Source organism: Streptomyces sp. NPDC058469, assembly GCF_042721125.1.
GTDB lineage: Bacteria > Actinomycetota > Actinomycetes > Streptomycetales > Streptomycetaceae > Streptomyces.
In genome coordinates this window covers 1-26,985 of sequence record NZ_JBHXME010000076.1, presented here as the reverse complement: position 1 = coordinate 26,985, position 26,985 = coordinate 1, and the positions used below count along the sequence as shown (strand labels likewise).

General features: G+C 71.4%; 23 protein-coding genes. 18 read left to right on the top strand and 5 right to left on the bottom strand.

The features are described 5' to 3' along the window. The first annotated feature begins 9 nt into the window (after window positions 1–9). The 5 genes from ACFWP5_RS28675 to ACFWP5_RS28655 all read left to right on the top strand — a co-directional run bounded on the left by ACFWP5_RS28675 (window position 10) and on the right by ACFWP5_RS28655 (window position 10,304). Window positions 10–3,462, top strand: coding sequence for an ATP-dependent helicase (locus tag ACFWP5_RS28675; RefSeq protein WP_384162508.1), 3,453 nt, complete (start codon window positions 10–12; stop codon window positions 3,460–3,462). Between the two features lie 100 nt (window positions 3,463–3,562). After that, a complete protein-coding gene (locus ACFWP5_RS28670; RefSeq protein WP_384162505.1) occupies window positions 3,563–7,147 on the top strand; it encodes a UvrD-helicase domain-containing protein in 3,585 nt (1,194 codons plus the stop codon). Between the two features lie 10 nt (window positions 7,148–7,157). Next, entirely contained in the window at window positions 7,158–8,570 is a 1,413-nt protein-coding gene (locus tag ACFWP5_RS28665) for a dipeptidase (protein WP_384162502.1), read from the top strand. 155 nt (window positions 8,571–8,725) lie between these two features. Further along, on the top strand, window positions 8,726–9,670 hold the full coding sequence (gene nudC / locus ACFWP5_RS28660; RefSeq protein WP_384162499.1) for an NAD(+) diphosphatase: 945 nt from the start codon (window positions 8,726–8,728) through the stop codon (window positions 9,668–9,670). A 31-nt stretch (window positions 9,671–9,701) separates the two neighbouring features. Next, complete coding sequence (locus tag ACFWP5_RS28655) at window positions 9,702–10,304, top strand: class I SAM-dependent methyltransferase (protein WP_384162496.1); 603 nt, start codon at window positions 9,702–9,704, stop codon at window positions 10,302–10,304. A 72-nt stretch (window positions 10,305–10,376) separates the two neighbouring features. Here ACFWP5_RS28655 and ACFWP5_RS28650 read toward each other — a convergent pair whose 3' ends face one another. Then, window positions 10,377–10,634 carry a mycoredoxin gene (locus ACFWP5_RS28650; RefSeq protein ID WP_318018708.1) on the bottom strand — a complete coding sequence of 86 codons (258 nt, stop codon included), beginning with the start codon at window positions 10,632–10,634 and terminating at the stop codon, window positions 10,377–10,379. Window positions 10,635–10,818: 184 nt separating this feature from the next. Between ACFWP5_RS28650 and ACFWP5_RS28645 the strand changes: the two genes are divergently transcribed. The 5 genes from ACFWP5_RS28645 to ACFWP5_RS28625 all read left to right on the top strand — a co-directional run bounded on the left by ACFWP5_RS28645 (window position 10,819) and on the right by ACFWP5_RS28625 (window position 14,713). Beyond that, window positions 10,819–13,014 (top strand): ATP-dependent DNA helicase UvrD2, encoded by a 2,196-nt coding sequence (locus ACFWP5_RS28645; RefSeq protein WP_384162493.1) that lies wholly within the window; start codon window positions 10,819–10,821, stop codon window positions 13,012–13,014. Window positions 13,015–13,182: 168 nt separating this feature from the next. Then, entirely contained in the window at window positions 13,183–13,503 is a 321-nt protein-coding gene (locus ACFWP5_RS28640; RefSeq protein WP_384162490.1) for a hypothetical protein, read from the top strand. Between the two features lie 173 nt (window positions 13,504–13,676). Beyond that, on the top strand, window positions 13,677–14,045 hold the full coding sequence (locus ACFWP5_RS28635; protein ID WP_019058340.1) for a WhiB family transcriptional regulator: 369 nt from the start codon (window positions 13,677–13,679) through the stop codon (window positions 14,043–14,045). Continuing rightward, window positions 14,042–14,368, top strand: a complete 327-nt coding sequence (locus ACFWP5_RS28630; RefSeq protein WP_366489738.1) for a hypothetical protein — start codon at window positions 14,042–14,044, stop codon at window positions 14,366–14,368. Before ACFWP5_RS28635 ends, ACFWP5_RS28630 begins: the two co-directional genes overlap by 4 nt. Before the next feature lie 135 nt (window positions 14,369–14,503). Beyond that, window positions 14,504–14,713, top strand: coding sequence for a hypothetical protein (locus ACFWP5_RS28625; protein ID WP_384162487.1), 210 nt, complete (start codon window positions 14,504–14,506; stop codon window positions 14,711–14,713). A 25-nt stretch (window positions 14,714–14,738) separates the two neighbouring features. Here ACFWP5_RS28625 and ACFWP5_RS28620 read toward each other — a convergent pair whose 3' ends face one another. Next, entirely contained in the window at window positions 14,739–16,121 is a 1,383-nt protein-coding gene (locus ACFWP5_RS28620; protein ID WP_384162484.1) for an ABC1 kinase family protein, read from the bottom strand. After that, window positions 16,114–17,340 carry a ThiF family adenylyltransferase gene (locus ACFWP5_RS28615; protein ID WP_384162481.1) on the bottom strand — a complete coding sequence of 409 codons (1,227 nt, stop codon included), beginning with the start codon at window positions 17,338–17,340 and terminating at the stop codon, window positions 16,114–16,116. Before ACFWP5_RS28615 ends, ACFWP5_RS28620 begins: the two co-directional genes overlap by 8 nt. Before the next feature lie 219 nt (window positions 17,341–17,559). Between ACFWP5_RS28615 and ACFWP5_RS28610 the strand changes: the two genes are divergently transcribed. The 4 genes from ACFWP5_RS28610 to ACFWP5_RS28595 all read left to right on the top strand — a co-directional run bounded on the left by ACFWP5_RS28610 (window position 17,560) and on the right by ACFWP5_RS28595 (window position 21,417). Beyond that, entirely contained in the window at window positions 17,560–18,156 is a 597-nt protein-coding gene (locus ACFWP5_RS28610; protein ID WP_384162478.1) for a M48 family metallopeptidase, read from the top strand. 113 nt (window positions 18,157–18,269) lie between these two features. After that, window positions 18,270–19,952, top strand: a complete 1,683-nt coding sequence (locus tag ACFWP5_RS28605; RefSeq protein WP_384162475.1) for a TerD family protein — start codon at window positions 18,270–18,272, stop codon at window positions 19,950–19,952. 11 nt (window positions 19,953–19,963) lie between these two features. Continuing rightward, window positions 19,964–20,644: an AIM24 family protein gene (locus tag ACFWP5_RS28600; RefSeq protein WP_384162473.1), complete on the top strand. Its 681-nt coding sequence runs from the start codon at window positions 19,964–19,966 to the stop codon at window positions 20,642–20,644. A gap of 17 nt (window positions 20,645–20,661) precedes the next feature. Then, a complete protein-coding gene (locus ACFWP5_RS28595; RefSeq protein WP_384162470.1) occupies window positions 20,662–21,417 on the top strand; it encodes an AIM24 family protein in 756 nt (251 codons plus the stop codon). A gap of 76 nt (window positions 21,418–21,493) precedes the next feature. On the opposite strand, the gene ACFWP5_RS28590 is transcribed toward ACFWP5_RS28595, so the two are convergent. Both ACFWP5_RS28590 and ACFWP5_RS28585 read right to left on the bottom strand, forming a co-directional pair. Then, complete coding sequence (locus ACFWP5_RS28590; RefSeq protein WP_384162467.1) at window positions 21,494–22,015, bottom strand: NUDIX hydrolase; 522 nt, start codon at window positions 22,013–22,015, stop codon at window positions 21,494–21,496. Continuing rightward, window positions 22,012–23,451 (bottom strand): zinc-dependent metalloprotease, encoded by a 1,440-nt coding sequence (locus tag ACFWP5_RS28585; protein ID WP_384162464.1) that lies wholly within the window; start codon window positions 23,449–23,451, stop codon window positions 22,012–22,014. Before ACFWP5_RS28585 ends, ACFWP5_RS28590 begins: the two co-directional genes overlap by 4 nt. A 192-nt stretch (window positions 23,452–23,643) precedes the next feature. On the opposite strand from ACFWP5_RS28585, the gene ACFWP5_RS28580 reads away from it, so the two are divergent. The 4 genes from ACFWP5_RS28580 (at window position 23,644) to ACFWP5_RS28565 (ending at window position 26,820) form a co-directional block, all read left to right on the top strand. After that, window positions 23,644–24,756 (top strand): SDR family oxidoreductase, encoded by a 1,113-nt coding sequence (locus ACFWP5_RS28580; RefSeq protein ID WP_266772347.1) that lies wholly within the window; start codon window positions 23,644–23,646, stop codon window positions 24,754–24,756. A 113-nt stretch (window positions 24,757–24,869) separates the two neighbouring features. After that, a complete protein-coding gene (locus tag ACFWP5_RS28575) occupies window positions 24,870–25,331 on the top strand; it encodes a molybdenum cofactor biosynthesis protein MoaE (protein ID WP_384162461.1) in 462 nt (153 codons plus the stop codon). 173 nt (window positions 25,332–25,504) lie between these two features. After that, complete coding sequence (locus ACFWP5_RS28570; protein ID WP_384162458.1) at window positions 25,505–25,669, top strand: hypothetical protein; 165 nt, start codon at window positions 25,505–25,507, stop codon at window positions 25,667–25,669. Window positions 25,670–25,722: 53 nt separating this feature from the next. Next, window positions 25,723–26,820: a PDZ domain-containing protein gene (locus ACFWP5_RS28565; protein ID WP_384162455.1), complete on the top strand. Its 1,098-nt coding sequence runs from the start codon at window positions 25,723–25,725 to the stop codon at window positions 26,818–26,820. The last annotated feature ends 165 nt before the right edge of the window (window positions 26,821–26,985 follow it).

The following is a 26,985-nucleotide window of genomic DNA, read 5'->3' as shown; positions in this document are numbered from 1 at the left end:
GCGAACCACGTGAGCTCCTCTTCCTCCACCAGGCGCCTGTCGCACCCCCAGGTGCGACAGGGGAACCGTGGCGCTTACCGACTGGTGCGTACCCCGCCGACCCGGCCGTCTCCCCCTCGTCTGGACGCGCCACAGCGCTCGGTGGTTGACCACGAGACCGGTCCGCTGCTTGTCCTCGCAGGTCCGGGCACCGGCAAGACCACCACCCTCGTGGAGTCCGTCGCGGCCCGGATCGCCCGAGGAGGTGACCCCGCGCGGATCCTCGTGCTGACGTTCAGCCGCAAGGCCGCCGTCGAACTGCGCGACCGCATGGCGCTGCGCATCGGCGCCGCCCGCGCGCCCCGCGCGACCACCTTCCACTCGTTCTGCTACGCCCTGGTCCGCGCCCACCAGGACAGCGACCTGTTCGTCGAGCCGCTACGGCTGCTGTCCGGCCCCGAACAGGACGTCGCCGTACGCGAACTGCTCGCCGGCCAGCCCGACCTGGAGCGGCTCGGTCTCGCGCACGTGCGCTGGCCGGACGAACTGCGGGCCTGTCTCACCACCCGCGGCTTCGCCGACGAGGTCCGCGCGGTCCTCGCCCGCAGCCGCGAACTGGGCCTGGACCCTCGCGCCCTGGACGCCTTCGCCCGCCGCATCGGCCGCCCCGACTGGCGTGCCGCCGCCGCCTTCCTCGCCGAGTACCTCGACGTACTCGACCTCCAAGGAGTGCTCGACTACGCGGAACTGGTCCACCGCGCGGTGCTCCTCGCCCACCGCCCCGAGGCCGCCGAGCGGCTCGCCGCGCAGTACGACGCCGTGTTCGTGGACGAGTACCAGGACACCGACCCGGCCCAGGTACGACTGCTGCAGGCCCTCGCCGGCGGTGGCCGCTCCCTAGTCGCCTTCGGCGACCCCGACCAGTCGATCTACACGTTCCGGGGCGCCGACGTGAACGGCATCCTGGACTTCCCGAACGCCTTCCCGCGCGCGGACGGCAGTCCGGCCCCCGTAGAGGTGCTCCGGACCTCCCGCCGCTCCGCCGCCGCCCTGCTGACCGCCACCCGTCTGCTGACCCAGCGCATGCCCCTGACCAGGCTTCCGGCACAGAAGGTGCGCGCCCACCGCGAGTTGTCCCCGGTCCGGGGCGGCGGCCGCGTCGAGGTGTACACCTACCCGACGTCCGGCACGGAGTTGGACAACATCGCCGACATCCTCCGCAGGGCACATCTGGAGGACGGCGTCCCCTGGAGCGACATGGCCGTCCTGGTACGCGCCGGCTCCCGGACGATCCCCACGATCCGACGCGCTCTCACGGCGGCCGGCGTCCCCCTCGACATCGACGGCGACGACCTGCCCCTGCGCCATGAACCCGCGGTGGCACCGCTGCTGACGGCGTTGCGGGCGGTGGCGGCAGCGGAGGCTTCAGCACGGCCCGAGGACGACACCGGAGCCGTACGAGCCGTAGGGGAGGCCGACGACGTAGACGTAGAAGACGCCGTGGCGGAAGCTGCGGAAGTCGACGGCGAACAGGCCACGGTGAAAGCCGAGAACGAACAGGCCACGGCGGAAGCCGATTCCGAGGAGCCCGCCGTCCCCTCCTGGCTCGACACCGAAACGGCCCTCACCCTGCTCGCCTCCCCCCTCGCCGCCATGGACGCCGCCGACCTGCGCCGCCTGGGCCGGGCGCTGCGCGAGGAGGAGCGGACCGGGGGCAACCCCGTGCCGCCGCCCTCGGACGAGCTGCTCACGCGGGCGCTCGCCGAGCCGGAGCGGCTGGTGGCGCACGACCCGACGTACGCGCGGGGAGCCCAGCGCCTGGGCGCGCTGCTGCGCAAGGCGCGGGAGCGTCTGGCGGGCGGCGGTACGGCCGAGGAGGCGCTGTGGGACCTCTGGCAGGGCACACCGTGGCCTGGGCGCCTGGAGCGGGCCGCTCTGCGCGGCGGCGCGGCCGGGCGCAACGCGGACCGTGACCTGGACGCGGTGTGCGCCCTGTTCGCGACAGCGGCCCGCGCGGAGGAGCGCACCGGGGGCCGAGGCGCCCTCAACTTCCTGGAGGAGATCGACGCCGAGGACATCGCCGCCGACACGCTCACGCGGCGTGCCGTCCGCCCCGACGCCGTCCGCCTGATGACCGCGCACCGCTCCAAGGGCCTGGAGTGGCGCCTGGTAGTTGTAGCAGGCGTCCAGGAGGGCCTGTGGCCGGACCTGCGCCGACGCGGCTCCCTCCTGGAGGCCGACCGCATCGGCCGCGACGGACTCGCCGAACCGCTTACCCCAGGAGCGCTGCTCGCCGAGGAACGCCGCCTGTTCTACGTCGCCGCCACACGCGCGCGTGAACGCCTCGTCGTCACCGCCGTGAAGGCACCCGCGGACGACGGCGACCAGCCGTCCCGCTTCCTCACCGAACTCGGAGTCGAGCCCAAGGACGTCACCGGCCGCCCGCGCCGCCCGCTGTCGGTCGCCGCGCTGGTCGCCGAGCTGCGCGCCACGACCGTCGACCCGCGCGTGTCCGAGACCCTCAGGGAGGCCGCCGCGCGCCGCCTGGCCCGGCTGGCCGCGCTCGCCGACGAGGAGGGCCGCGCGCTGGTCCCGTCCGCGCACCCGTACCGCTGGTGGGGCATGTACGAGCCGACCGAGAGCAAGGTGCCGCTGCGCGACCGCGACCAGCCCGTCGTGCTCTCCGGAAGCGCCCTCGACCAGCTCGCCAACACCTGTGCCCTGCAATGGTTCCTGGGCCGGGAGGTGAAGGCCGACGCGCCCGCGACCGCCGCCCAGGGCTTCGGGAACGTGGTGCACGTCCTCGCCGACGAGGTCGCCTCCGGACGCACCCCCGCCGATCTCGCCGCCCTCATGGAGCGCCTCGACACCGTGTGGAACGCGCTCGCCTTCGACGCGCCCTGGAAGTCGGCGCAGGAGAAGGACAACGCGCGCGTGGCGCTCGAACGCTTCCTGAAGTGGCACGTCGACTCCAACGGCGTCCGCACCGGCCGTACGCCCGTCGCCAGCGAGCACGACTTCGACGTCACCCTCGAAGCGGGCGACTACGAAGTGCGCATCCGCGGCTCCATGGACCGCGTCGAGGCGGACGGCGAAGGACGCGCCTACGTCGTCGACTTCAAGACCGGCAAGCAGACGCCGACCGCCCGCGAGGTGGAGCGTCACCCCCAACTCGCCGTCTACCAGATCGCGGTCCGCGAGGGCGCCGTCGACGAGGCCTTCGACGGAGTGCGCCCGGAGGCGGGCGGCGCCGAACTCGTCCAGCTGCGCCAGGGCGCCGCGCAACGGGACGGCGGCGAGACCCTGCCCAAGGTGCAGGCCCAGGAGCCCCTGGAGGGGGAATGGGCCGGTGAGCTGCTGGCCACGGCCGCGGGCAAGGTCCTCGACGAACGGTTCACGCCCACGGCCGGGCAGCACTGCGCGCACTGCGCGTTCCGGGCCTCGTGCAGCGCGCGGCCCGAGGGACGACACGTCGTCGAGTAACTCGCGTGACGTATCGCACCACATGTGTTGACCTGCGCTTCTTCTGCCCCTGAGGGCGATTGGTCCTCGACTGTCAGTGGCCGCCGCTAGCCTCTCCGACATGCCCGCCCGTATCACCGATCCCGATCAGCTCAAGGAGCTCCTCGGCATCCCCTTCACCCCGGAGCAGACGGCCTGCATCATCGCGCCGCCCGCCCCGCAGGTGATCGTGGCCGGAGCCGGGTCGGGCAAGACGACGGTGATGGCGGCCCGCGTGGTGTGGCTGGTGGGCACCGGACAGGTCGCCCCCGAGCAGGTCCTCGGCCTGACCTTCACCAACAAGGCCGCCGGTGAACTCGCCGAGCGCGTCCGCAAGGCGCTGATCAAGGCGGGCGTCACCGACCCCGACGTCATCGACCCGGACAACCCCCCGGGCGAGCCCGTGATCTCGACGTACCACGCCTTCGCGGGCCGCCTCCTGACCGACCACGGCCTGCGCATCGGACTCGAACCGACGGCCCGCCTGCTCGCCGACGCCACCCGCTTCCAGCTCGCCGCGCGCGTGCTGCGCGAGGCCCCCGGCCCCTACCCGGCACTCACCCGCTCCTTCCCGGACCTCGTCAGCGACCTCCTCACCCTCGACGGCGAGCTGTCCGAACACCTCGTACGCCCCGAGGAGTTGCGCGCGTACGACGCCGAGCTGCTGCGCGGGCTGGAGGGCCGCAAGCTCAGCAACGCCGAGCTGCGCAAGGTCCCCGAGGCAGCCGCAGCACGACGTGAACTCACCGAGCTGGTGAGCCGCTACCGGACCGCCAAGCGCGAGCGCGACCTGCTCGACTTCGGCGACCAGATCGCCCTCTCCGCGACCCTGGCCCGCACCCGCCCCGAGGTCGGCGACATCCTGCGCGACGAGTTCCGGGTGGTGCTGCTCGACGAGTACCAGGACACCTCGGTCGCCCAACGCATCCTCCTGGCAGGCCTGTTCGGCGCCGGCACAGGACACCCGGTGACCGCCGTCGGCGACCCCTGCCAGGCGATCTACGGCTGGCGCGGCGCGTCCGTCGCCAACCTCGACGACTACCCGGAGCACTTCGCGCACGCCGACGGCCGCCTCGCCGCCCGCCAGTCGCTCAGCGAGAACCGCCGCAGCGGCGGCCGCCTCCTCGACCTCGCCAACGGCCTCGCGGAACCCCTGCGCGCCATGCACGCGGGCGTGGAGGCCCTCCGCCCGGCCCCCGGCGCCGAGCGCGACGGCATGGTGCGCTGTGCGCTGCTGCCCACCCACACCGAGGAGATCGACTGGCTCGCCGACTCCATCGCCCACCTCGTACGGACCGGGAAGGCGCCCGGCGAGATCGCCGTCCTGTGCCGTACGGCCACCGACTTCGCCGAGATCCAGGGTGCTCTCGTCGCCCGCGACGTCCCGGTCGAGGTGGTCGGGCTTTCCGGCCTGCTGCATCTGCCCGAGGTCGCCGACCTCGTCGCCGTCTGCGAAGTCCTCCAGGACCCCGGCGCCAACGCCTCCCTGGTCCGGCTGCTGACCGGCCCGCGCTGGCGCATCGGCCCGCGCGACCTCGCCCTCCTGGGCCGGCGCGCCCGACTCCTGGTGTCCCACGCGCGCGTGGGGGCCGACGACGACCCGGACCGCCGACTCGCCGAGGCCGTCGAGGGGGTCGATCCCTCCGAGGTGATATCGCTCGCCGACGCCCTCGACACGTTCCTGGAGACACCCCTGTACGGCGCCGACCGCACCGGGGACGACGACGGGCTGCCCTTCTCACCGGACGCGCGCGTGCGCTTCGCCCACCTGGCCACCGAACTGCGCGACCTGCGCCGCTCCCTGTCCGACCCCCTGATGGACGTCCTGCACCGCGTCCTCGCCGTCACCGGCCTGGAGGTCGAACTCGCGGCGTCCCCGCATGCCCTGGCCGCCCGCCGCCGCGAGACCCTGTCGAACTTCCTGGACGTCGCCGCCTCCTTCGCCGCGGGCGACGGCGAGGCGTCCCTGCTCGCCTTTCTCGGGTTCCTGCGCATCGCCGCCCAGTACGAGAAGGGCCTCGACAACGCCCTGCCCGGCGGCGAGAACACCGTCAAGGTGCTCACCGCGCACAAGTCCAAGGGCCTGGAGTGGGACGTCGTGGCCGTCCCCGGCCTGGTCACCGGGACCTTCCCCAGCAGCCAGGGCCGTGAGAAGTGGACCGCCCAGGGCAAGGTCCTGCCGCACGCGCTGCGCGGCGACACCGCCACCCTGCCCGACGTCGCGTCCTGGGACTCCAGAGGCCTGAAGGCCTTCAGCGAGGCCATGAAGGACCACCAGCACACCGAGGAACTCCGCCTCGGCTACGTCACCTTCACCCGCCCCCGCTCCCTGCTGCTCGGCTCCGGCCACTGGTGGGGCCCCACCCAGAAGAAGCCCCGCGGCCCCTCCGACTTCCTGCAGGCCCTGTACGACCACTGCGCGGCCGGGTACGGCGAGATCGAGGCCTGGGCGGACCAGCCCGAGGAGGGCGAGGAGAACCCCGCCCTGCACACGGCCACCGCCGACCAGGCCTGGCCGCTGCCCCTGGACGACGCGGCGATGGCCCACCGCCACAAGGCCGCCAAGCTGGTCATGAACCACTTGGAGTACCTCGCTTCCCACGACGAGGGCCACCCCGCGGCCACGCACGACCCGAACGCCCACGACGACCCGGACTGGCCCCCACCGCCGGTGGACGACGAACCTCCTTATGAAGAGCCCCCTTTCGGGGAGCCTCCCTACGAGGAGTCCCTCCCCGAAACCGAGGCCGAGGGCGAGGCCGAAGCCGAAGGCGCCCTCCCGGAGGACGACCCCGCCGACTGGGACGCCTGGACCAGGGACCGCCCGACCGTCCCGCACCAGGCGACGGCCCCGCACTCCGCCGAACACTCCAGTGCACCAGGGGGCGCACGCCCGCACCCCACGGAAGCGCCCGGCACGCCCCTCACCCCCGAGGAAGCCCGTGCCATCGCCTCCTGGGACCGCGACCTCGACGCCCTCACCGGCGAACTCCTGCGCGCCCGCCGGAGAGTCACCGACGTACCCCTGCCGGCCTCCCTCACGGCCACCCAGTTGCTGCTCCTGGCCGCCGACCCGGACGCGCTCGTACAGGAACTCGCGCGCCCGCTGCCGCGCCCGCCGCAACCCGCCGCACGCCGGGGCACCCGCTTCCACGCCTGGGTGGAATCACGCTTCGAAGAGCTGACCCTGCCCATGCTGGAGCCGGACGAACTGCCCGGCAGCGAGGCCGAGATCGCCGACGAACGCGACCTCGAAGTCCTCAAGGAAGCCTTCGAGCGCACCGAGTACGCCCGGCGCACGCCCTACCGCGTCGAGACCCCCTTCCAGCTCGCGATCGCCGGCCGCGTCGTACGGGGCCGTATCGACGCCGTCTACAAACAGGGCGACGGCGACGGGGCGACGTACGAGATCCTCGACTGGAAGACCAGCCGCGCCCGCACCGCCGATCCGCTCCAGCTCGCGATCTACCGGCTCGCCTGGGCCGAACGGCAGGGCGTGCCCCTGGAGGCGGTCACGGCCGCGTTCCTGTACGTGCGCGGCGGCGAGGTCGTACGGCCGGAGAACCTCCCGGACCGGGCCGCGCTGGAGCGGCTGCTGCTGGAGGAGCCGGGCGCGCAAGCAAACTGTGAGGAACCGCCCACCGAGGATGTCAGTGCGGGCCGATAGGCTCGTGACCATGAGCCACACCGTTGACAGTGCCGTCAGCGCGGTCCGCACGTACATCGAGCAGCACCGCGCAGCCTTCCTCGACGACCTCGCCGAGTGGCTGCGCATCCCGTCCGTGTCGGCGCAGCCCGACCACGCGCCCGACGTCCGGCGCAGCGCGGACTGGCTCGCCGCCAGACTCCGGGAGACCGGCTTCCCGACCGCCGAGGTCTGGCCGACCCCCGGCGCCCCCGCCGTCTTCGCCGAGTGGCCCTCCGACGACCCCGAGGCACCCACGGTCCTCGTCTACGGCCATCACGACGTCCAGCCCGCCGCCCGCGAGGACGGCTGGGACAGCGAGCCCTTCGAGCCGGTCGTCCGCGAGAACCGCCTCTACGCGCGCGGGGCCGCCGACGACAAGGGCCAGGTGTTCTTCCACACACTCGGCGTCCGCGCCCACCTCGCCGCCACCGGCCGTACCGCCCCGGCCGTGCACCTGAAGCTGCTCGTCGAGGGCGAGGAGGAGTCCGGCTCCCCGCACTTCCGGGCGCTCGTCGAGGAGCACGCCGACCGGCTCGCCGCCGACGCCGTGATCGTCTCCGACACCGGCATGTGGTCCGAGGACACCCCCACGGTGTGCACCGGTATGCGCGGCCTCGCCGAGTGTGAGATCCGGCTGCACGGCCCCGATCAGGACATCCACTCCGGCTCCTTCGGCGGCGCCGTGCCCAACCCGGCGACCGCCGCCGCCCGCCTCGTCGCCGCGCTGCACGACGAGCACGCACGCGTGGCCGTCCCCGGCTTCTACGACGGCATCGTCGAACTCACCGACCAGGAGCGCGAGCTCTTCGCCGAGCTGCCCTTCGACGAGAAGGAGTGGCTGCGCACCGCCAAGTCGCACGCCACCCACGGCGAGGCCGGACACACCACCCTGGAGCGCGTCTGGGCCCGCCCCACCGCCGAGGTCAACGGCATCGGCGGCGGCTACCAGGGCCCCGGCAGCAAGACGATCATCCCGTCCTCGGCCATGGTGAAGCTCTCCTTCCGGCTGGTCGCGGGACAGGACCCCGACCACATCGAGAAGGCCGTCCGCGCCTGGGCCGCCCAGCAGGTGCCCGACGGAATCCGGCAGGAGATCACCTTCAGCGCGGCCACGCGCCCGTGCCTGACGCCCCTGGACCACCCGGCCCTGCAGTCCGTCGTCCGCGCCATGGGCCGCGCCTTCGAGAAACCGGTCCTCTTCACCCGCGAGGGCGGCTCGGGACCGGCCGCCGACCTCCAGGAAGTCCTCGGGGCACCCGTCCTCTTCCTGGGCATCTCCGTCCCCTCCGACGGCTGGCACGCCCCGAACGAGAAGGTCGAACTCGACCTCCTCCTGAAGGGTGTAGAAACCACCGCCCACCTGTGGGGAGACCTCGCCGACACCTGGCGCCGCGCGCCCTGACGAACCCGCGCGACCGGAACGGCTACGCGTGCGAGGCACACTGGAAGAACCGCCCCGCACACCTCGTCCCCGCCGGACCCGGTCGCCTCCTGCCGTACGTCCCGCTGAACCGCCCGCCGAAACAATCCGCATTGCCGGGGGAGTTGGAAGCACCCGTGACCACCTGGACCGACCACACAGCCGACCGACCCATCTCGCTCACCGCCCCGAGCGGCATCGACCGAGCCGCCCACCACCGGCTCGACGAGGCCTGGCTCGCCGCGGCATGGAGCCACCCCACCACCCGTTGCTTCGTGGTCTCCGGCGGCCAGGTCCTCATCGACGAGACACCTGACGGCAGCACCGAACTCGTCATGACCCCGTCCTTCGAGGCACCGCTCACCGAGGCGCACCGCTACTTCCTGGGCACCGACGACGACGGCGTCAGCTACTTCGCCCTCCAGAAGGACGCCCTGCCCGGCCGTATCGACCAGTCGGCGCGGCCCGCGGGCCTGCGCGAGGCGGGCCTGCTGCTGTCCCCCCGGGACGTGGGCCTGATGGTGCACGCGGTCGCCCTGGAGAACTGGCAGCGCCTGCACCGCTTCTGCTCCCGCTGCGGCGAGCGCACGGTGATCGCCGCGGCCGGTCACATTCGCCGCTGCCAGGCCTGCGGCGCCGAGCACTACCCGCGAACCGACCCCGCCGTGATCATGGCCGTCACCGACGAGGAGGACCGCATCCTGCTCGGCCGCCAGGTGCACTGGCCCGAGGGCCGCTTCTCGACGCTCGCCGGCTTCGTGGAGCCCGGTGAGTCCATCGAGCAGTCGGTGCGCCGCGAGGTCTTCGAGGAGGCGGGCATCACCGTCGGCCACGTCGAGTACGTCGCCAGCCAGCCCTGGCCCTTTCCGTCCAGCCTCATGCTGGGCTTCATGGCCCGCGCCACCTCGACCGACATCAACGTCGACGGCGACGAGATCCACGAGGCCCGCTGGTTCTCCCGCGAGGAACTGCGCGCGGCCTTCGAGTCCGAAGAGGTGCTGCCCCCGTACGGCATCTCGATCGCGGCCCGTCTGATCGAGCTCTGGTACGGCAAGCCGCTGCCGACGCGGACCTTCGTCTGAGGCGACCGGGAGCGCGTATGGCGGGGCGCGGATGACCGAGCCGTACTGGAACCACAACGTCCACTACCACCCCGTGGTGGTGGACGCCGTGCCCGCCGGCTGCCGCGCCGCCCTGGACGTCGGCTGCGGGGACGGCCTGCTGGCCCGCAAGCTGGCGAGCAGGGCCGGGTCAGTGACGGGAGTGGACCGCTCGCCGCAGATGATCCGGCTCGCCCGCGCGGACGTGCCGGAGAACGTCACCTTCGTAGAGGCGGACTACCTCGACGGCACCTCACTCGACGAAGGCACGTACGACTTCGTCAGCGCGGTCGCCGTCGTCCACCACACGGAGTTCGAGGACGCCGTGGAGCGACTGGTGAGCCTGCTGGCCCCCGGCGGCCGACTGGTGATCGTCGGCCTGGCGTACAACAGGACGTTCCTGGACTGGGTGATCAGCGGCTGCGGGCTGCCCGTGAGCCGGTTCCTGGCGCGACGACACGGCGGGAAACTCGGCCCGGTCGGCATGCCCGTCGAGGACACCCTCATGTGCTGGGGAGAGGCCCGCGGCAACGTCCGGCGGCTCCTGCCCGGGGCCCGGTTCCGACGTCGGCTCCTGTGGCGCTACGTGGCCGTGTGGGACAAGCCGGTCGCGTGAGGAGAACGACAAAGAGGGCGGCCCCTGACATCAGGGGCCGCCCTCTTCGGAGCTGTGTGCGCCGACCGCCGTTCAGGCGCCGAGCGCCTGCTTCACCTGGGCAAGGCTCGGGTTCGTCATGACGACCTCAGAGCCGCCCTGGGAGGGAACCACCAGAACGGTCGGCACCGTCTGATTCCCGCCATTCGCCTTCTCGACAAACGCCGCGGAAGCCGGGTCCTGCTCGATGTTGATCTCGTTGTACGCGATTCCCTCGCGGTCCATCTGGCTCTTCAGCCGACGGCAGTAACCGCACCACGTGGTGCTGTACATCGTCACAGTGCCCGACATTCTCTCGCGCTCCTCAACAGCTCAGGGGATGGGTCCTCGCAGTGGGAGGAACGTACGCGACACGGCCGCAATTCCCGCCGGGGGTGCCCCGCGGCACGTGACGCCTGCCGCATTAGTACGACTACGGGTGCCTCCCTGTGGACAACCGACTCACCCGTCTCCGGCGACCTGGCAGCATGGCCGTGTGACAGCAGCAACGCACTCCTCCCTCTTCCCGCAGGTACCGGACTCGGCCGACGCGGTGCTCGAAGGACTCGACCCCGAGCAACGCGAGGTGGCCACCGCCCTGCGCGGCCCGGTGTGCGTGCTGGCGGGCGCCGGCACGGGCAAGACACGGGCGATCACCCACCGCATCGCCTACGGAGTACGCGCCGGGGTCCTGCAGTCCTCCAGCGTGCTGGCCGTCACCTTCACCAACCGCGCCGCGGGCGAGATGCGCGGACGGCTGCGCCAGCTCGGCGCCACCGGGGTCCAGGCACGCACGTTCCACTCGGCCGCGCTCCGCCAGCTCCAGTACTTCTGGCCGAAAGCGATCGGCGGCAGCATGCCCCGGCTCGTCGACCGCAAGATCCAGCTCGTCGCCGACGCGGCGGCCGCCTGCCGCATCCGACTCGACCGCGGCGAACTGCGGGACGTCACCGCGGAGATCGAGTGGTCCAAGGTCACCCAGACCGTGCCCTCCGACTACGCGGCCGCGGCGGCCAAGGCGGGCCGCGACGTCCCCCGCGCCCCCGCCGAGATCGCCCAGCTCTACGCCACCTACGAGGACGTCAAGCGCGACCGCGCGGTCATCGACTTCGAGGACGTCCTGCTGCTCACCGTCGCCGTCCTCCAGGACCGGCACGACATCGCCGAACAGGTCCGCTCGCAGTACCAGCACTTCGTGGTCGACGAGTACCAGGACGTCAGCCCGCTCCAGCAGCGCCTCCTGGAGCTGTGGCTGGGCGAGCGCGACAACCTGTGCGTCGTCGGCGACGCCAGCCAGACGATCTACTCCTTCACCGGAGCGACGCCGGACCACCTGCTCGACTTCCGCACCCGCCACCCCGGCGCCACCGTCGTCAAGCTGGTCCGCGACTACCGCTCCACGCCCCAGGTCGTCCACCTCGCCAACGGCCTGCTCTCCCAGGCCAGCGGCCGTGCCGCCGACCATCGGCTGGAGCTCATCTCCCAGCGCACGGCGGGCCCCGAGCCCGTCTACGCCGAGTACACCGACGAGCCCGCCGAGGCCGAGGGCGCCGCCCGCCGCATCCGCGACCTCATGGACGCGGGCGTCCCGGCGAGCGAGATCGCGATCCTGGTCCGCACGAACTCCCAGTCCGAGACCTACGAACAGGCCCTCGCCGACGCCGGAGTCCCCTACCAACTGCGCGGCGCCGAGCGGTTCTTCGACCGCCCCGAGGTCCGCAAGGCCGGCATCGCCCTGCGCGGCGCGGCCCGCTTCGGCGGCAACGACTCCCTCCTGGACGACGTCATCGACCTGCCCTCCCAGGTCCGTGCCGTCCTCTCCGGCGAGGGCTGGACCACCGAGCCCCCGGCCGGCTCCGGCGCCGTCAGAGAGCGCTGGGAGTCGCTGGCGGCCCTCGTCAACCTCGCCCAGGACTTCGCCGCGGCCAAGCCCGGGGCCACCCTCGCCGACCTGGTCGCCGAACTCGACGAGAGGGCCAACGCCCAGCACGCCCCGACCGTCCAGGGCGTCACCCTCGCCTCCCTGCACTCGGCCAAGGGCCTGGAGTGGGACGTCGTCTTCCTGGTCGGCGTCGCCGAGGGCATGATGCCCATCACCTACGCGAAGACCGACGAACAGATCGAGGAGGAGCGCCGCCTCCTCTACGTCGGCGTCACCCGCGCCAGGGAGCGGCTCCACGTCTCCTGGGCCCTCTCCCGCTCACCCGGCGGCCGCCCCAACCGCCGCCCCAGCCGCTTCCTGGACGGCCTGCGCCCCGGCTCGACCGGCGCTGCGGGCAGACCCGGCACGGTCGCTCCCGGAGGCATCGAGCGCGGCTTCACGGGCACGCCCAAGGCCGTACCGCGCCGGACGCAGCGCACCGTGGCCCGCTGCCGGGTCTGCGGCCGCACCCTCACCGAAGCCGGTGAGATGAAGCTGATGCGCTGCGAGGACTGCCCCTCCGACATGGACGAGGGCCTCTACGAGCGGTTGCGCGAGTGGCGGGAGGTCCAGGCGCAGCGCAGCGGTCAGCCCGCCTTCTGCGTCTTCACCGACAAGACGCTGATGGCGATCGCCGAGACCGTCCCCGACGACGACGGCGAACTCGCGCGGATCCCCGGCGTCGGCGTCCGCAAGCTCAACCGCTACGGGGCCGATGTCCTGGCCATCTGCGGCGGTCAGGAGCCTGCGGAGTGTGCCGGGGAGGACTGATTCAAACTCGTCGAGAAAATAGTTTGCGCATGCCCCAGCAATCCCCATAGGTTCTTAGACACGGGAACAGGGGGCCTTCTCGAAGGCCCTGATTCCGTGCTGTACTTGCATATCCGAAGGACCGGTCTCACCCCCGGTCCCCCGAGACGCCGAGAGGAGGCGATTCCAGTGATCAGCATCAACACCAGCTCCGCCAGCACCGTGAAAATGACCGATCCCTCGGTCGTCTCCCTGTGCGTGCTCGGCGTTTCGAACCTGGGCACCGGTCTGTCCGGCATTTCCGCCGCCCGTCCGGCGTCCGCCGTGTCTCTCGCGGTTCTTCCCATCCGTGAGCGCAATGAGCGACCGACCAAGGCACTGGAAGCAGTAGCGGCACAGGCGCAGGCCTATGCCTTTGCGGCCGGTGCCGGGGGCCGGAAGCAGACGACGACGCAGCACCACCAGATGTGGGCCTTCCGTGGGCCAGAACCCTGGAGTGATCCAGCCTGATTGATCAGGCCGGCGCCTTCAGGGCCGCGGAACCCCATCCGGGATCCGCGGCCCTTCTGTTTTCCCCGAACGGGGACGACGGAGCGAAGGGGCCTCGGGACAAGAAAAGAACCCGGTACCAAGCCGACAACCGGCCCAACAGGGCCGGACCGACCAGACGAGGAAGAACAACCGTGCAACTCGAAGCGCACGCCCCGTCCGTACCGCCTTCCGAAACGATCCCCCCGCCCGGCCTCACGGAGGACTCCACCTTGACTCCGCTCACTACGCTCACCGCGCTCGACGACGCCATCGAGAACCTGGGCGTGCCCGTCCCCTGCCGTTCCTACGACCCGGAGGTCTTCTTCGCCGAGTCGCCGGCCGATGTCGAGTACGCCAAGTCCCTCTGCCGCACCTGCCCGCTGATCGAGGCCTGCCTCGCCGGCGCCAAGGAGCGGCGTGAGCCCTGGGGCGTCTGGGGTGGCGAGCTCTTCGTCCAGGGTGTCGTCGTGGCCCGCAAGCGGCCGCGTGGCCGTCCGCGCAAGAACCCGGTCACGGCATGAACATCTTCGGAACGATCGACCGCCCCCTCACGCACGACCCCAAGAAGCAGGCCCCGATGAAGCCGTCCACTCCCAGCGAGCCCGCGGGCTCCGCGATCCCAGACTTCACCACCCCGGGTGCGACCGAGTCGCGCCAGAACAGGACCCGAGAGATGCAACTCATCCCAGAAGCGCTGGCCCGTGCGCATATGCACGAGCGCCTGCACGAGGCCGAGCGGGAACGCCGGGCCGTGCGCCTGGTGACCGCCCGCCGGATGCAGCGCAGGGCCGAGCGCGCCTCGATGCGTGCCCGCCGTGCGCTCGCCATGGCCGTCATGCAGTAACCGATCACACCTGAAGCGGTGGCCTCCCGACCTCGGGAGGCGAAAGCTCCACGCGGGGGCCGGTCCGTCCGAACGGACCGGCCCCCGCGGTGCGTTCTGCCCGCCGATCCCCGGCCACGGAGATATCGTCGCCGCGTGACGAGTCTTCCCGGAGGCAGTGACACCAGCGCCTCCACCGCGGAGCCCCGGCCCCTCGTGTGCGCCCGCTGCGGCACCCGGCCCGAAGGCCCACAGCCCACCTGGACCTGCTCCGTGGAGAACGGAACCCGGCACTACTTCTGCGACACCTGCGCCAGGGAGAACCTCAGGGCGATCGAGGGACGGCTGGACTCGGCCTGGTGGTAGGCCCGCGCGCCACCCGCGGCCCGGCTCACGCCTCCGCCGCGGGGTCCTCCTCGTCCAGGAACTCCTCGTACTCCTCCGGCACGAACCCCGGCAGCCACTCCTCCAGCTCCTCGCGCAGCCGCACCGTCGCGCCCAACTGGCACAGGACGCCGATTGTGCTCAATGTCACCCGGTGTATCAGGAGATACGCCGGGGGCAGGTTGAGCTGCTTGCCCAACTGGTGGGCGGGGGAGCGGGGGTCGGCGATACGGGCGGCCTGGCTGCGCATCCAGCCGCGGCTGAAGGTGAACTCGTCGACCTGGGCCGGCTCGATGATCGGCACGAGGTAGTCGAGGACGGCGTCGGGGTCGAGCTCTATCGACTCCTTGACGAAGCCCTCCGTGCGCAGCAGCTCGTAGACCGCCTCGGCGTCGCCGTCGAGAGTCATGCGCAGGGAGTCACCGATGGGCGTCGGCAGGCCACCGGGAAGGCGGTCGACCGTGCCGAAGTCCAGGACACCCAGACGCCAGTCGCCGCCCTTGCCGTCCGGGTCGGCGGGCAGCAGACGGAAGTTGCCCGGATGCGGGTCCGCGTGGAGGAGGCCGGTGCGGGCCGGGCCGGAGAAGAGGAAGCGGGCCAGGAGCTGGCCTGCCCGGTCACGCTGCTCCTGGGTGCCGTCGGCGATCACCTCCGACAGCGGAATCCCGTCGATCCACTCCGTGACCAGGACCTGGTCGCACTGGTGGACCACGGCGGGCACCACGACGTCCGGGTCGCCCTCGAACTCCTCGGCGTGCGCCTGCTGGGCCTGCGCCTCCAGGCCGTAGTCCAGCTCCTCGGAGACCCGGTCGCGGAGCTCGGCGATGAGGGGCTTGATGTCCATCCCGGGGATGAGGGGGCCCAGGAGGCGGGCGAAACGGCTCAGTTGGGTCAGGTCGGACAGGAGGGCCTCGCCGGCGCCCGGGTACTGCACCTTGACCGCGACCTCGCGGCCGTCGTGCCACACCGCGTGGTGCACCTGGCCGATCGACGCCGCGGCCGACGGCTTGTCCTCGAACTCAAGGAACAACTCGCGCCAGTCCTCGCCGAGCCGCTCCACGAGCACACCGTGCACGGTGCGGGTCGGCATCGGCGGCGCCGCCTCCTGGAGCTTGGTCAGCGCGGCACGGTAGGGACCGGCGACCTCCTCGGGCAGCGCCGACTCGAAGACGGACAGCGCCTGTCCGAACTTCATCGCGCCGCCCTTGAGCTCGCCGAGCACCTTGAACAGCTGCTCCGCCGTGCGCTGTTGCAGTTCGCGGCCGACGATCTCCGCGGACTCGCCCACGATCCGTTTCCCGAGCCCCCACGTCGCTCTCCCGGCGAAGCCGAGCGGGAGCGCGGCGAGCTTGGCGGTACGGGTGACCGCCTTGCGCGGAAGATCAGACATGCGCCCTCCAAGTCCCGGCCGGCCGGGCCGAGTCTGCCTTACGGCGCACATCCCTCGACGGCCGGTCCCCTGCCATTGTCGCGTGTCGATCCTCGTCCGTAGAGGTGTGTCCCGCCTTACCTTTCTCCGCACCCTTCTCCGCGGCTCCGCACGTGCAGGCGGAATGCGCCCAGACCGGACGCGCGTGCCAGTGCAGACCGGGCAGCGAGACCTCCCATCGAGCGCCCGCGCTCGACGGCGACTGCCCGTCCAGGAAGGCGAGCGCGTGCGCGGCCGCCAGCCCGGCGACGGTCGTGGCCAGCGTCAGGTCGCACGGCCGCACCTGCGGCTGCTTGCCGGAGCGCCACTGCGCGACCAGGCGGGGCCAGGTCGGATCGCGGTCGGTGCGTGCGTGGTGCAGGCAGCCGGCGCAGGACGTCTCGCCGGGCAGGACCAGCGGGCCCACGACTCCCGTGCCCTCCACGACACCGGCGTACAGATGAGGGGTCCCCGAGACGATCAGGCCAGTGGCGGCGGCCGGGTCGGGCGCGTGCACGGCGACGTCGTCGCGCGGGGCGAGGATCACCAGGGAGAAGCCGGGGTCGCTCTCCTCCGCCGTGGCGTGCGAGGTCCGGCGGGGCGGGCGGTCCGGTGCCGCCCGGCGTACCGCGCGGCGTGCCGCCTCGTCCCTGCGCTCGCCGACCGACTCCGCGGGCAGCCCACCCGGTGCGACGTCCCAGGGCTCGGTGTGACCGCCGTCGCGTACGTCGACCTCGCCGACCCCCGCGCCCGACAACAGCGCGGCCAGCACCGCGCCCACCCGGCCCGCGCCTCTCACCTGGACACGCAGTTCGCGACGCGCCGCCAGACGGCCCATCGACTCGCCCGGCTCGCCGGTGATCAGGGAGAGCGACGCGAGGTCCGGGCGCAGCCGGTCGAGGACGTCCTTCTTCGCGCGGAGGGCGTCGGCCGCGGGGCCACCGCCCTTCGCGTCGTCGAGCAGACCCGCGTGCGTCAGCCCCTCCACCAGCTGGTCCACATGCTCCTCGGACAGATCCATCCGATGGCCCTCCTCGCGCAGGAGAGGCAGTCCACGCGTGCCGTTGAGCAGGTCCAGGAAACTGCCCGTCGCCGTGTCCATCGGGCCCAGCGTCATCGCGTGCGCCGGTGTCATCCCGAACTGCACGGTGTTGAGATCGCGCCAGCCGCGCCGCAGCGCGGGCTTCACCATCGGATGCATGACAGCCCCCCGTAGCCCCTAGGAAGTACGTCCCGTGTGCCGGCGGAACCGGTCGGTGCTCCGCCTGCGATGCCAGCCTGCCCGGCTCGGGCGTCGGGTGCCGAAAGTTGTCCACAGGCGGTGAGGATTCGTCGTACAAATCAAACGCTCGGTGGGGGATCGACACCGAACCGTCCCAGGGGCGGGACTTCCCGCGTGTGCAGAGGGTAACGTCGTGGCGTGCCCGCCGACCCACTGCACAGCGCCGGAAAACCACAGCGCAGTACGACGAGCCAGCCGCCAAGCGGCTCGGGGGCGAGCGCGATCGAGGTACGCAGGAGCGCGCGTCGGCGCAGAACGGTCTCCGCGTACCGCGAGGGCGATCGCACCGTCGTGCTCATCCCCGCCCGCATGTCCGAGGCGGAGGAGAAGCGCTGGGTCACCGTCATGCTCGACAAGCTGGCCGCCCAGGAAAGCAAACGCGTGCTCGGTGACGCGGAGCTGTCCGAGCGCGCCGAGCGACTGTCGGCCCAGTACTTCGAAGGCCGCGCCCGGCCCACCTCCGTGCGCTGGGTGACCAACCAGAACACGCGCTGGGGCTCCTGCACGCCCTCCGAGGGCAGCATCCGCCTCTCCCACCGGCTGCAGGGCATGCCCGAGTACGTCGTCGACTACGTGCTGCTGCACGAACTGGCGCATCTCCTGGTGCCCGGACACGGTCCGCGGTTCTGGCGGCTCCTGGAGGCGTACCCGCGCACCGAGCGGGCCAAGGGCTACCTCGAAGGCGTGGTCGCGGCCGAGCGGCTGCCCCATCCGCCGGGCGCCCGCGACGAGTGAGGCCCTCTTGTGGGGGATTGTGTACCGGGTCTGTACCGACTTCCTCCGGTGTCGGAGATTGCCGTTAGCCTGACGCGACGCAGTTGCATCGGGATGGGGGACGGTCGTTACGCATGGCCAGGGAATTCCAACGCGGCCACAAGGCCAAGATCAGTGACCTCACCGCGGGCACGGATCTGTACGTAGGTGTGCAGATCACCGGCCCCGGGCTGACGTTCGACATCAGCTGCTTCGGTCTCGACGCCGAGGAGCGGCTCTCGGACGACCGGTACTTCGTGTTCTTCAACCAGCCGAAGTCCCCGGAGGAGTCCATTCAGCTCCTGGGTTCCCAGGCGGGCGACTCGGAGTCCTTCCGGGTCACGCTCGACAGGGTCCCGCCGCGGATCCAAAAACTGGCGTTCACGGCGACCCTCGACGGCGCCGGGCAGATGTCGCAGATCGCCCCCGGGTACGTCCGTATCGTCGCGGGTGGTGAGGAGGTGGCCCGCTACTCGTTCAACGGTTCGGAGTTCACCACCGAGCGGGCCGTGATGCTGGGTGACTTCTACCTGAAGGACGTCTGGCGGTTCGCGGCCGTCGGCCAGGGCTTCGACGGTGGCCTCGAAGCGCTGCTGAAGAACTTCGGCGGCGAGGTCGCGGAGGAGGAGGCGCCCGAGCCGCAGCAGTCGCAGCCCGCGCCGCCGCAGTCCGGTGCCGCCCCCGGCTTCGCCCCGCCCGCGTTCGGCGCCCCTGCGGCCCCGGCACCCGCCCAGGCCCCCCAGCCCGTCGCGCAGGGGTACACACCCTCTCCGGCGCCCGCGCCCTCCGTGCACGCCGCGCCGACCATCATCGCGCCCATGACCCCGCCCGGAGCGGGCACCGTGCCACCCCCGGGTCCCGCGCCCGCGCCCTACGGCCAGCCGCAGGCGCCGTACGGACAGCAGGCCCCTGGCCAGAGCCCGCCTCCGCCGCCCGGTTACGCGCAGCCCCAGGCTCCGCACGCGCCGGGCCCGCCGCCCGGTTACGGCCAGCCGATTCCGCCCCCCGGCTACGGTCAGCCACCCGCGCCTCCCGGTTACGGGCAGCAGCAGCCTCCCTTCGGGCAGGTCCCGGGTCAGGCGGCCGGCTACGGAGTGCCCCAGGGCGCTCCCCAGGGCGCCGGTGTGTCGGCCGCGCTGGAGAAGTTCAAGGAGACGCCCACCGGGCAGCGCTGGACGCAGCAGAACAAGAAGCTCGTCCGCGTCGACCTCGGCATCGGCGGCCAGCCCGTGCTCGCCCGCCAGGGCAGCATGGTGCTCTACCAGGGCAAGGTCGACTTCGGCTACAAGGGCGCCGGGTTCGCCGGACGGATCGTGGGCGGCGCGACCGGCCAGGAGATGCAGCTGATGCGCTGCACGGGCCAGGGCCAGGTGTTCCTCGCCGAGAACTCCACGCACCTGCACCCCGTAGAGCTCCAAGGGGACGCGATCTGTGTCTCCGCCGAGAACGTCCTCGCCTTCGACGAGAGCCTCCAGTACGAGGTCAGACGCATCGAGGGACACGGCATCCCAGGGGGTGCGCTGTTCACGATGCAGTTCCAGGGGACCGGCACCATCGTCGTGAAGACCCACGGCTCGCCCGTCGTGCTGCCGGTCACGCCGACCACGTTCGCCGACTGCAACGCGGTCGTCGCCTGGTCCGCGGCCGCCCAGGTGATCGTCTCCAGCCAGGTCCGGATGCGCCGCAACGCCTATCCGGGCGACACCGGGGAGAGCGTCAACCTGCAGTTCCGGGCCGCCCCCGGCAACTTCATCGTCGTCCAGCCGTACGAGGTCTGAGGGAGCCCGTCATGAACCAGCCGCTCGCGGGCTATGCCCCCGCACCCGTCTCCGCCCGTATGGAGAACCACGGCAACAACATGCTGAAGGTCGCCATGCAGACCGGAAGCGACCTCTTCGCGCGCGTGGGCTCGATGATCGCTTACGAAGGCTTCATCCAGTACGAGCCCAACCCACCGGCCGTGCGCCAGATCGCGCGCGACTGGATGACCGGCGAGGGCGCGCCCCTGATGAAGTGCTCCGGGGACGGGCTGCTCTACCTCGCCGACTACGGCGCGGACGTCGTCGTGATCAACCTCAACGGCGACGGGATCTCCGTCAACGCCACCAACCTGCTCGCCTTCGACGCCCACCTCACCTGGGGCGTGGAGCGGGTCAAGGGGCTGGCGAAGTTCGCCGGACAGGGCCTGTGGAACACCAAGATCACCGGCCAGGGCTGGGTCGCGCTGACCTCCCGCGGCAAGCCGATCGTCGTCGACTGCGGCGGCGGCGATGATGAGACGTACGTCGACCCGGACGCGCTCGTCGCCTGGTCCCCGAACCTGAAGGTGAAGGGCAAGCGCAGCTTCAAGGCGCAGTCGCTGATCGGCCGCGGCAGCGGCGAGGCCTATCAGATGGCCTTCTCCGGGACGGGCATCGTCGTCGTCCAGCCCAGCGAGGACAGCACCGACCGTCTCCGGTTCCGGGGCTGAGGGGGGAACACGACACCATGCAGAGCCCGCTTTTCGCGTTCAACGACTCGCAGTCCCAGGACCGCTACAGCCTGCAGAACAAGCAGATGCTGCGCGTCGTCCTGGAGGGCCACGACGACATCCTCGCCCGCAAGGGCACCATGGTCGCCTACCAGGGGCTCGTCGAGTTCGACGCCGAGTACCAGAGCAACCAGCAGGGACGCGCGCGTGCCTACACCGGCGAGGGCCTCAGCCTGATGCGCTGCCACGGGCAGGGCACGGTCTTTCTCGCCAACCTCGCCCAGCACATCCACGTAGTGGACGTGGAACAGGACGGCCTCACCGTCGACAGCAGCTACGTCCTCGCGATGGACTCCTCGCTGCACCACGAGGTCATCGCCGTGGACAGCCTGTACGGCATCTCCGGCTCGGGGAAGTACCAGCTCAACATCACCGGCCGCGGCAAGGTCGCCCTGATGACCTCGGGCGCGCCCCTGATGATGCAGGTCACGCCCGACAAATACGTCAACTGCGACGCCGACGCGATTGTCGCCTGGTCCACCGGTCTGCGCGTCCAGATGCAGGCCCAGACGCACTCCTCCGGGGTGTGGCGCCGCCGCGGCAACACCGGTGAGGGCTGGGAGCTGAGCTTCATGGGCAGCGGTTACGCGCTCGTCCAGCCCAGCGAACTGCTGCCGCCGCAGAACGCCGCGATCGGCCAGGGCGTCGCCGCCCAGTTCGGCATGGGCCAGCACGGCGCACACGCCCAGAACCAGGGCAACGCCTGGAGCTGAGCGTCCGGAAAACCAACGTAAGGGGCGCCCGCCATCGCGGGCGCCCCTTACACGTTCAACGCCTACCGCACCCCGCTCAGAGCCTGGCGCGCGTCGCCTCCAGCAGCCGTACAACCGACTCGTCGGCTACGGACCGCACCTCGTCGTAGGGGAACCAGCGCAGGTCGAGGGACTCGTCGCTGATCTCCTGGACGGCGCCGGGGGGTGCCAGCACCGCGTACTGGACGTCGTAGTGGCAGTGGCACGGCGGGGGGATCGGGTGCCGGTCCAGGCGGACCGGGCCGCCCGGCAGCAGGGTCAGTCCGGGGATGCCGGACTCCTCCGTGGCCTCGCGCAGCGCCGCCGCCTCCAGCGAGGTGTCTTCCGGCTCGCAGTGACCGCCCATCTGGAGCCACATCCGCAGCTTTTTGTGCAGCGTCAGCAGGACCCTGCCGTGCTCCGGGTCGATCACCAGGGCGCTCGCCGTGACATGGCCGGCGTGGCAGGACTTCCACATGCCGTCCGGGTGAGCGGCCAGGTGGTCCAGGTAGGCCTGGCGCAGGTCCGTCTGGTCCTCGTAGTTCTTCAGTACGAGGACCGCGTCGTCGTACAGGCTCACTCGGTGTCGTCGTCCTTGGAGTCCTCGTCCTTCTTGAGGTTCGGCTTCTCCGCGGTGCCGCTCGCCGCCTCGCCGAGCATCTTGTCCAGCTCGGAGAAGTCCAGCTGCTCGCGGTGCACGAAGCCGTCCGGGTCGTCCAGGTCGGAGGCCGTGGGCAGCATGTCCGGGTGGGCCCACAGACCGTCCCGGCCGTCGACACCGCGCGCGTCCGTGAGCGAGGCCCACAGGCGGGAGGCGTCGCGCAGCCGGCGCGGGCGCAGTTCCAGGCCGATCAGCGTGGCGAACGTCTGCTCGGCGGGACCGCCCGTCGCGCGACGGCGCCGCAGGGTCTCGCGGAGCGCGTCGGCGGACGTCAGACGCGGCTTCGCGGCGGCGTGGACCACCGCGTCCACCCAGCCCTCGACGAGCGCCAGAGCCGTCTCCAGACGGGCCAGGGCGGCCTTCTGCTCCGGGGTGTCCTCCGGCTGGAACATGCCCTGCTGGAGGGCGTCCTGCAGCTGCTCCGGGTTCTGCGGGTCGAACTGGCCGACCACGTCCTCCAGCTTGGCGGTGTCGACCTTGATCCCGCGCGCGTACCCGTCGACCGCGCCGTACAGGTGCGAGCGCAGCCACGGGACGTGCGCGAACAGGCGCTGGTGGGCCGCCTCGCGCAGGGCGAGGTAGAGCCGCACCTCCTCCTGCGGGACGCCCAGGTCCTTGCCGAACGCCTTGATGTTCAGCGGCAGCAGCGCGGCCTTGCCGACCGGGCCGAGCGGCAGGCCGATGTCGGTCGAACCGACGACCTCGCCCGCGAGCACGCCCACGGCCTGCCCGATCTGCGTGCCGAACATGGCGCCGCCCATCGAGCGCATCATGCCGATCAGCGGGCCCGCCATGGCCTGCATCTCCTCCGGCAGGACGTCACCCATGGCCGCGCCGACGCGCTCGGCGACCGGGTCCACGAGCTCCTTCCACGCGGGCAGGGTCGCCTCGACCCACTCCGCGCGGGACCACGCCACGGCGGTGCCGGCGCCGGACGGCAGCGAGGTCGCGTCGTCCAGCCACAGGTCGGCCAGCCGGACGGCCTCCTCGACCGCACTGCGGTCGGCGGGGCCGATGCTCGCGTCCTTGACGCCGTCCTGGGTGCCCTGGGAGACCGTCTGGCGGGCGATCTGCTTGGCCATGTCCCAGTTCACCGGGCCGCCCTCGTACGAGAGCATCTGGCCCAGCTGCTGGAACGCGGCGCCCAGGTCGTTGGGGTTCAGGGAGCCGAACATGGCTGCGAGCGGATTGTCCGCACCGGGGCCGCCAAAGCCCCCGGCACCGGGCAGCCCGCCAAAACCGAACGGGTTGGCCGGTCCCTGACCACCACCGCTCTCCTGGTCCTTCTTCTTGCCCTCGTCGCCGTCGTCCGGCTCCTCCGGCGGAAGGCCGAATCCGAATGGGGTGTCACTCACGGGATTCCTCGGCTGTTAAGGCCGCCGGTTCTCTCCGACGGCACGACTGCCCTTCAACACCACCCAGCGTAGACACCGCGGGCCGATCGGGCCTCGATGCTTCGCCGAGACCCGGCCTGCGGCAGGATGGATGCCACCTGGTCCGGACGCGTCACGCGCATCCGTACTGAAGACAACCGCTGGAGACGCCCGGTGAGTTCCCCAGATCCGCAGGTTCGCGCAGCGCGAAACCACTCAACCAGTCCCGCCGTGCGCGGGCCCGTCGTCGCGGTCACCGGCGCCGCGTCCGGGATCGGGGCGCTGCTGACCGAGCGGCTCGCCGCCTCCGAGGAGATCAAGCAGGTCATCGCCATCGACGAGCGGCGCGGGGAGTGCGCGGCGGCGCAGTGGCACATCCTCGACGTACGGGATCCGGCCATCGCGGAGAAGCTGCGCGGCGCGGACGTCGTCGTCCATCTGGCGCTGGATCTCGATCTGGAGACCGACCCGGCCGCCCGTTCGGCGTACAACGTGCGGGGGACGCAGACCGTGCTGACCGCCGCCGCGGCGGCCGGTGTCCACCGGGTCGTGCTGTGCACCTCGGCCATGGTCTACGGAGCGCTGCCCGACAACGAACTGCCGCTCTCGGAGGACGCCGAACTGCGCGCCACCGCGGAAGCCACCGGCGTCGGCGACCTGCTGGAGGTCGAGCGGCTCGCGCGGCGCGCGCCCCGGGCGCATCCCGGGCTCAATGTGACCGTCGTCCGCCCCGGAGTGCTCGTCGGAGGCACCGACACCGCGCTGACCAGGTACTTCGAGTCGCCTCGGCTGCTGGTGGTGGCCGGGTCGCGGCCCGCCTGGCAGTTCTGCCACGTCGAGGATCTGTGCAGTGCCCTGGAGTACGCCGTCCTGGAGAAGGTCGAGGGGGAGCTGGCCGTCGGGTGCGACGGGTGGCTGGAGCAGGAGGAGGTCGAGGAGCTCAGTGGCATCCGCCGGATGGAGCTGCCGTCCGCGGTCGCGCTCGGCGCGGCGGCCCGGCTGCACCGGATCGGGCTCACCCCGTCCCCGGCGGGCGACCTGGCGTACACGATGTACCCCTGGGTGGTGAGCGGGAGCCGGCTGCACGACGCGGGCTGGCGGCCGCAGTGGACCAACGAGGAAGTGCTCGCGGAGCTGCTGGAGGAGGTCTCCGGGCGGCACACGGTCGTCGGACGACGGCTCGGCCGCAAGGACGCGACGGCGGCGGGTGCCGCGGGCGCGACGGTCGCGCTGCTGGGCGCGGCGGCGGTCGTACGGCGGGCGCGGAAAGCCCGGCGGCGGATCTGAGAAGCGTGCTCCTTTAGGACGCGTGCACCTGTAGGACGCTCCAAACAGGCACACGCGCGTGCCTGGTGAAAGTGCTATTCCTCGCTGTCGGCGGGGTGAGGCACGATGGAGGCATGGCACCCACGATCGACCATCCCGGTGAGCAGGCCGCGCAGGATCCCATCAAGCTGATCGGGATCCGGGAGACGCCGCTCTCCGTGGACGAGGTCTTCCGGGCCGTGGGGGACGAAGCCGCCGGTGGGATCGCCCTCTTCGTAGGGACCGTGCGGAATCACGACGGCGGGGCCGATGTCGACGAGCTGGGGTACTCGTGCCACCCCAGTGCCGAGGCGGAGATGCGGCGCATCGCCGAGAAGGTCGTCGCGGAGTATCCGGTGCGGGCGCTGGCCGCCGTCCACCGTGTGGGGGAGCTCGGCATCGGGGACCTGGCGGTCGTCGTCGGCGTGTCGTGTCCGCACCGGGGTGAGGCCTTCGAAGCGTGCAGAAAGCTGATCGACGACCTCAAGCACGAGGTGCCGATCTGGAAGCACCAGAAGTTCTCCGACGGCACCGAGGAGTGGGTCGGCGCCTGCTGATGCCCACTCACCGCGCCCGCTGACGATCGCTCACCCATTTCTCACCTACGTTGAAGGATTTCCCACCGCCCTCCGGTTGCGTAACCGCCCCCTGGGCACGAGCGTTGTCAGTGGGGCTGGTTAACCTGCTGATCAGTCAGTTGAGGTCACTCATCCGGGGTTGGGAGGTCGGCATGGCGGCACTCGCCTGGTTGTTGATTCCGCTGATGGCCGCGATAGGTGCCGGCCTGTGGGGCAGTTGGGCCAACCGGACCCGCAAGGCACGGAGCGACGGCCCGGAATTGGACGGCTATGCCCGCTTCCGCGAGGCGATGGAGAAGTCCCACTCCGGCACGTGATCGGAAGGCGGCCCTGACGGTGCGCTGACAGAACCGTCCCGTACTGTCGTGCCATGCCACGCCGCACCGCGACGATGCTCGCCTCCACCCTGATGCTGATCGCGCTCCTGTGCGCGGGAGTCCTCATCAACGTCCCGTACGCGGAGATGTCGCCGGGCCCGACGGTGAACACGCTCGGGGACCACGACGGCGAGCCGGTGCTGCAGATCACCGGGCGCAAGACCTACGCGGCGAGCGGCCACCTGAACATGACGACGGTCCGGGTCACCAGCGCCGACTACAACATGAACCTCATCGAGGCCGTGTACGGCTGGCTCGCCCACGACGACAAGATCGTCCCGCACGACACGCTGTACCCCGACGGCAAGACGGAGCAGCAGTCGACCCAGGAGAACGCCGAGGAGTTCAGCCAGTCCCAGGAGAGCGCCAAGGTCGCCGCCCTGAACCAGCTGGGCGTCCCGGTGAAGTCCTGGGTGATCGTCTCGACGGTCGTCAAGAGCACCCCGGCCGAGGGCAAGCTGCACGCCGGTGACGTGATCAAGGCCGTCGACGGTACGACGGTGAAGCAGCCCGACGACGTCGCGAAGCTGGTCACCAAGCACAAGCCCGGCGAGAACGTGGTGTTCACGATCGTGCCCGCCAAGGAGCAGGCCGCCGCCGTGAAGGCGAACAAGACGGCGACCGCGACGAAGAAGATCACGATCACCACCGCGACCTCCGACGACACCGGTACGAAGCGCGCCATCGTCGGCATCTCGGCCGGAACCGATCACACGTTCCCGTTCACCATCGACATCAAGCTCGCCGACGTCGGCGGCCCGAGCGCCGGCCTGATGTTCGCGCTCGGCATCTACGACAAGCTCACCCCGGGCGACCTCACCGGCGGCAAGTTCGTGGCCGGCACCGGCACGATCGACGACGACGGCAAGGTCGGCCCGATCGGCGGCATCTCGATGAAGACGGTCGGCGCGCGCAGCAAGGGCGCCCAGTACTTCCTGACCCCCGCCGACAACTGCGCGGAGGCCGCCAAGGACACCCCCGGCGGCCTCAGGCTCGTCAAGGTGAACACCATCAAGGACGCGATCAGCTCCCTGAAGCTGATCAACAGCGGCAAGACCGACGGCCTGCCGAAGTGCACCACCAAGGGCTGAACAAGCCTCTTCTTAAGAAGACCTCGGGTGAGCGACGAGACATCCCGGGGCTTCGCGGTCAGTTCGGCGAGATACGGCGGCTGATCCGAAGAGGGCCGTGGCGGCCGTAGACGAATTGGGTCGGTTGGGTGTGGTTGCGCTGGTCGGGGAGTATCACAGCGTTGT